Origin of the sequence: Bombella saccharophila, assembly GCF_026385475.1 — a bacterium.
Lineage (GTDB): Bacteria > Pseudomonadota > Alphaproteobacteria > Acetobacterales > Acetobacteraceae > Bombella > Bombella saccharophila.
The window spans coordinates 1-1,592 of sequence record NZ_JANIDW010000011.1 but is presented as its reverse complement, the minus strand read 5'-3'; the positions used below and the strand labels follow the sequence as shown (position 1 = coordinate 1,592).

General features: G+C 55.1%; 3 protein-coding genes. All 3 read left to right on the top strand.

Annotated elements, in window-relative coordinates; translation table 11 throughout:
- On the top strand, nucleotides 1-601 hold a 601-nt coding region (locus NQF64_RS08895; protein WP_266107149.1), incomplete at its 5' end, for a hypothetical protein.
- Nucleotides 601-1,227, top strand: a complete 627-nt coding sequence (locus NQF64_RS08890; protein ID WP_266107148.1) for a DUF4376 domain-containing protein — start codon at nucleotides 601-603, stop codon at nucleotides 1,225-1,227. The genes NQF64_RS08895 and NQF64_RS08890, both read left to right, overlap by 1 nt.
- A 9-nt stretch (nucleotides 1,228-1,236) precedes the next feature.
- Complete coding sequence (locus NQF64_RS08885; protein WP_099027550.1) at nucleotides 1,237-1,470, top strand: hypothetical protein; 234 nt, start codon at nucleotides 1,237-1,239, stop codon at nucleotides 1,468-1,470.
- Nucleotides 1,471-1,592: the final 122 nt, after the last annotated feature.

Sequence of the window (1,592 nt, the reverse complement as noted above, 5' to 3'; positions counted from 1 at the left end):
GGCCACAGCCCTTCAACAGGAAACACAGCGGGCGCAGGCAGCAGAGGCCGAACTAAAGAACAGCAAAGTTAATCGTTCTGGCGATACGATGGGCGGGCCGCTGGCTATTCAATACACCAAAAACTGGGGGTTTGGTCGAGGTGGAGGAGAATTTGACCTCAAAATGGGGGACGGTCCAGAGCGGTTCTACGGGCAGCTGTATCGTGGCACGGGAGAGCAAACGCAGGGAATTCTGGGCATTTCTGACGAAACTGGGGATCATCAGTGGAAATTGAGATCCAACGGCAGCGTTCTCTCCCCCGGAGGTGGCGTGTTGCCAGAGGTGTTGGGGCTGAGTGGCCGGGTGGTTACTCAGTGCTTCAGGATTCAAAATCCGGCGGACATCCAGTACGTTCCGTTCCCAGTAGCGTTTAACTGCGCAGACCCAGTAAATCAAATATTTATACTACTCGGGTACGGATATAACGCGAACGGAGGGAAGGAAAGTTCAGTGACGTATCTGTACAAGCAGCGAACGACAAATCAGGGGTTTTATCTAGACAGAAGTAGTAGCGGATTTGATGGCGTGGCGTTTGACGCTGTTGCAATAGGAGTAATGTGATGCTGAATAGTACTAACGAACAGCCTGCAAAAACCCCAGCACAGACCCAATATCCTGACCGCTACTACGCGCAGTACGATCCGCACGCTGCTGGGCCTACTCCCGTAATAGGGTGGTTTGACGTTTGGGGATATTCGTCGCTCGATAATGTCCCGCCATTGTCTGACCTACTCCCTCTCAGTGCTGAATTCTGGGCAGATCATATCAGTCAGCCTCAGACGCCCCGTGCTGTGCAAGACGGGAAGATTGTTCCCTACACTCCTCCGAAAACACTCTCTGGCCAGCAGGCCGAACTGGCGACACTGACCACGCAGAAGAAGGGCATGGGCGTGTATTTCCAGCCGACATACGCTTCTGCCCCAGTGCTATTCCCCTCCGACGACGCCTCCTACGCTAATGCGCTCCAGCAGGCACAGGTAGTGCAGCTAGACGCGTGGACTGACGGCACGGCGTGGACTCTGGCAGATGGCAGCTCGGTGCCGATGACAAGTGATGATGTCACCGCGTTATTTAAAAAAATGGCGAAATATCGCGGGGCCTGCCAGAATCGCTCCGCCGCTCTGAACAAACAGTTAGAGAGCGATTTAAATGCCGACCTCACAACTGACTGGCCAGATAATCACTAAGGAACCCCCATGAATCTCTATGCTGCCTGTAGCTTCCTGCTGGCGGTGTTGGGCTTTTTGGGCGGGTTGATTTGGTACGCTAACCGGGCGGGGCGTAATAGTGCGCGCGTGGATACAAGCCAACGCGACACGGCCAATGCCAATGCCGCCACGCAGGCCGCACACGCCATGCTCAATGCCCGCACCAATGGCATCCGCACCGATAATCAGCTACTCGATACACTGGATAAAGGAGCCTTCTAATGCCCAAGCGTGATTACGCCCCCGCTCTGGCAGTAGCGACCCTTATCGCAGCAGTATTATGCGCTCTGTTAGGCGGATGCGCGACCCAACCCACATTGCGCCCGCTTTGCCCGCCCCTTGTA

What these genes read in the sequence shown, in the direction of transcription:
- NQF64_RS08890 (WP_266107148.1), top strand. Translation starts at nt 601, where the DNA reads ATGCTGAATAGTACTAACGAACAGCCTGCAAAAACCCCAGCACAGACC.
- NQF64_RS08885 (WP_099027550.1), top strand. Translation starts at nt 1,237, where the DNA reads ATGAATCTCTATGCTGCCTGTAGCTTCCTGCTGGCGGTGTTGGGCTTT.